Raw genomic sequence first — 4,119 nt, forward strand, 5'->3', positions numbered from 1 at the left:
CATTGTATTTATAAATATCTTTATACTATGAAAGCATACAATGTCCACCTAGATAATAAATAACATACTGCAATTAACCTTTTTAATTAAAGTGTCAGATGGATATATTTAAGATGTTAAATTTGATAATTAACATTTTCATCTTTAATGTATTGCTCTATATATTGTTTAAATATTTTTACTCTATTAGGGATATAGCATCTATCTCTAACCATCACATAAACTGGACGAGGGATACCAACCCACTCGGTTAAAATTGGAATTAACTCTCCATTCTGAATCTCATCATGAACAAATTGCTCAGAAACAAAACAAATACCTAAATCCTGCTTAGATGCATTTATCATCAACTGTATATCATCAACAATAAAATTAAATGGCATATCTGCAATATATAACTCTTGTGTCTGAGTATTTTGTAATTTCCATCCATTACTGACGTTAGAACAGATTAGTCTATGATTTTTCAAATCTACTGGATGTAAAGGAACCGAATTTGATACCAAGTATTTAGGTGATGCACATAAAATGTTTTTTGAAAAGAATAATTTTTTTGCTACCCAGTTACTATCATCTAAATTTCCGACGCGAATTGCAACATCGATGCTCAACGCAGTTAAATCAACAATACGGTTAGTTACCATCAGATCAATCTTAATATCTGGATATTGCTTCATAAAAGAAAAAATGCAGTTCGATAACCATTTGTGAGTTAAATTAATTGGAGCTGTTACTTTTATGGTTCCTGATAGCTGATAATGGGTGTCATTTAGATGCTTAACAGCCATCATACATTCTGTTAAAGGATTAACACATTGATCAAAATACATCTGCCCTAGGGAAGTCATTGATACAGATCTAGTGCTACGATTTAACAGATGTTCCCCTATCGATTCTTCTAATTGTGTTAAACGCCGGCTTATAGTCGCCATAGGGATCGAGAGCAGTTCAGAGGCTTTGGTAAGGCTACCAGCCTGAACAACATTTACAAAAAGATTAAGGTCATTTAAGGAAATTGATTTTTTCATTTTTGGAATTCTATATTTAAAATACATTAATTGTATTATAAATGGGACAATAATAATATTATTTTACTTAATAACATTATCTAAATAAGAATATTATCTATGAAAGGATCAATCGACGACACTACGACTGGAAACTGTAATACAATAGTCGTCAGATTATTACAGCAAGAAAATGCAAATAGGTTTTCTGGCTCATTATCAAAATTTGCTAATCAAGGCAGTAATAATAATTTACCAGTATTTTCTCTTCCACTCGACATCAATAGCTGCAATATCATCTTTAATAAAATTAACATCGATTCTAGCGACAATGTGACAGAAAAATTTAACTCTTCTAACGGTCAAAAAGATTTCATGATTAAACCTTCTAAATTTACTGAATCTATAAATAATTTGTTAAATAGTTGGCAAAATTTCCCTGTATTTTTGTTTAACGTTGATCCATTTTATGGAGATAAAGATCATGTTAAAAAATAGATTTTTAGTGTTAATAGCAGTCATTCTTGCAACTTTTTTCTGGGGATCAAACTTTAATGCTGGATCATCTGTGGTAGCGGAAGCTTCTCCTTTTGTGGTCGCAACCGAAAGGTTTACTATTGCGACGATAATTATCATGATTTTCATGGTATTAAAAGATAAAAATAATATTGTGGCATTACAAAAGAACTGGATTGCATTTATAGCTCTCGGCTTATTAGGTATAACAGGCTTTAATTTAGCATTTTTTATTGGTTTAAAAACTACCTCAGCTATTAATGGAGCATTAATAATGGCAACATCTCCGATAACCACAGCATTATTGGCGGCAATGATTGATAAACATAAAATTACTGTTGTACAAAGCGTTGGTATGTTGACTAGTTTATTGGGTGTGGTTATTGTGGTAAGTAACGGTTCAATAAACAATTTAGTTTCGCTAAATTTCAGTTCCGGTGATCTCATTATTATGTTGGGTAATTTGGCTTGGGCTACCTATACTGTTGGTTCACGAAAATATATATCTAACTCGACACCATTACAAACTACAACTTATACCATGTTATTTGGCACCATCGGCATTGTATTATTTACTTTTTATAACAACAATTTACTTATATCACTTAATAATATAACCATAAAAAACCATTTATTATTAGTCTACATGGCTGTATGTGGTTCGGTATTGGCATATTTATTCTGGAATCTCGGTATAAAAGAAATTGGAGCAGCCAATACAGCCGTATTTTTTAATTTAGTACCTGTATTTACGATGATTTTATCCTTATGCTCTGGATTACAGCCTAATCCATTACAAATCAGTGGCGCATTAATTGTTATTTGTGGTGTAATTCTTGCTACAGGTTCATATAAAACCATACATGCTAAATTGAAAACTAAATCATTCAAGAATCATTAATATATCCCGCCCTTATGGGCGGTTCTATTTTTATACTACCCTATTGAACAGTGCTGATAGTGCTGATATCAAATTGAAAAACACCTGAAATTTATATGTTTACTATCAATCTTCCTTATCTAATCAGATAATTCATTAGCCTATTTATCTATGTATATTACTAAAACTTTAACGTAAGATTTATAGTGGTATCTAAATTTATTCGTTTATACAAAATGTTACTACTTATCTAAAAAAACAGTTTAGGATAAAATTGTGATTGGAATGTAATTTAACAACTTCCTTCAGACACTTTTCTATACGATGATTTATCTTGAAAATTATCTGTTTGCAATGTTAACCACAACACTAAAAATGATATTTCATTTAATTTTTCCTAAATAAAGAAAAATATGAATAAATAGACATGATAGAGACTACGCCAAAAGTAATACCCCATAATTTTTGATAGCTAGAAATATTTTCTAAAGGGGATATATTTGTTTCTAATAACATTAAAGAACATGCTGAGCCAATAATAAATCCTCCATTTTGAAAAAGCCTTAATAAGCCTCCAATCGTTGATTGTTTATCTTTTTTGGAGGCCATCGCGATCTGAATTAATGAACTTTGTAACAGTCCGCCACCTAAACCGTAGCACAAAGCAGCTATAACATAATTAAAGACTGAAATATTAAAACTCATAAAGAAAAGTAAGGCGAAAGCAAATTGCATCAGAGGTAAAGCATAAATTAGTATTATTTTATTACAACTTGAATTTATTACTTTTTTGACAAACACACTTAAAATGACCCCAATGGGTGCCGCAGTACAAATTAATCCTATATAGTCAATTGAATAACTAGTTTCTTTTATAAATATGAGAGGTGATACTGAAAAGAGCATGCCTGCAGTCAATCCAAATAGCATGCTACCAATTGAAATGTATCTAATTGACGGGGTTAATAATAATTTAACAGGAAAAAAAGGATTGGCGCTTTTTAATTCTATTCTCCAAAAAAATAAAAATATGATTAAAATAAAAATACCAATGAAATTTTTTTCAACCAAAGATAGATTTATATTATTAGAATAAAGAAGAAAAACACAACCGACTGACATCATGAAAAATAGTATCATTCCTTTTAGATCGAAAGTCTTTTTCTTTAGTATTGTTACTGATTTATTTATTCTCAAACAAAAGAGACATCCCATAATACACAATGGGACATTAATAAGAAATAAGACTTGCCATCCCCATAATTTTAAAATAACACCGCCAAAAGAAGGCCCTAAAATTGGTCCTAAACTTATCGCCAACATTATGAAAGAATTTAATCTTATTTTCTGTTTACTTGATTGTAAACCAGCCAATCCCAAGCAATTTGCTTGCAATAATGCAGCACCGATTCCTTGTCCACATCTAGATAAAATAAGTTGATTTGCAGAATCTGAAAATCCAGCAATCAATGAAGTTAGACCAAACAGAGAGAAGCCTACTATTAATGCTATTTTTTGCTCCCAAAAGTCACCAAGCCAACCGCCGGGAACAAGAAAAATAATTAGGAATAATAAATATAAAGTAACTGATAATCCGATATATTCTAAAGAAACATCAAAATCGACAGAAAATGAATTTAACGCTAAGTTTATAATACCAGTATCTAATGTTGATAAGAATAATCCTAAAAAACATATAATATAAATAGAATATAT

General features: G+C 30.3%; 4 protein-coding genes. 2 read left to right on the plus strand and 2 right to left on the minus strand.

The window, feature by feature from the left end:
- Positions 1-116: 116 nt before the first annotated feature.
- Entirely contained in the window at positions 117-1,028 is a 912-nt protein-coding gene (locus B6C99_RS12765) for a LysR family transcriptional regulator (protein ID WP_158092487.1), read from the minus strand.
- Positions 1,029-1,127: 99 nt separating this feature from the next.
- Here B6C99_RS12765 and B6C99_RS12770 point away from each other — a divergent pair, with 99 nt between their 5' ends.
- On the plus strand, positions 1,128-1,505 hold the full coding sequence (locus B6C99_RS12770; RefSeq protein ID WP_086360173.1) for a hypothetical protein: 378 nt from the start codon (positions 1,128-1,130) through the stop codon (positions 1,503-1,505).
- The gene (locus B6C99_RS12775; protein WP_158092488.1) at positions 1,492-2,424 is read left to right on the plus strand and encodes a DMT family transporter; all 933 of its coding nucleotides are present in this window, start codon (positions 1,492-1,494) and stop codon (positions 2,422-2,424) included. The genes B6C99_RS12770 and B6C99_RS12775 overlap by 14 nt, the downstream gene beginning before the upstream one ends.
- A 366-nt stretch (positions 2,425-2,790) precedes the next feature.
- Here the strand turns inward: B6C99_RS12775 and B6C99_RS12780 are convergent.
- Positions 2,791-4,119 (minus strand): MFS transporter (locus B6C99_RS12780; protein ID WP_158092489.1); only part of this gene is annotated, 1,329 nt, incomplete at its 5' end.

Origin of the sequence: Gilliamella sp. N-G2, assembly GCF_002142215.1 — a bacterium.
GTDB lineage: Bacteria > Pseudomonadota > Gammaproteobacteria > Enterobacterales > Orbaceae > Gilliamella.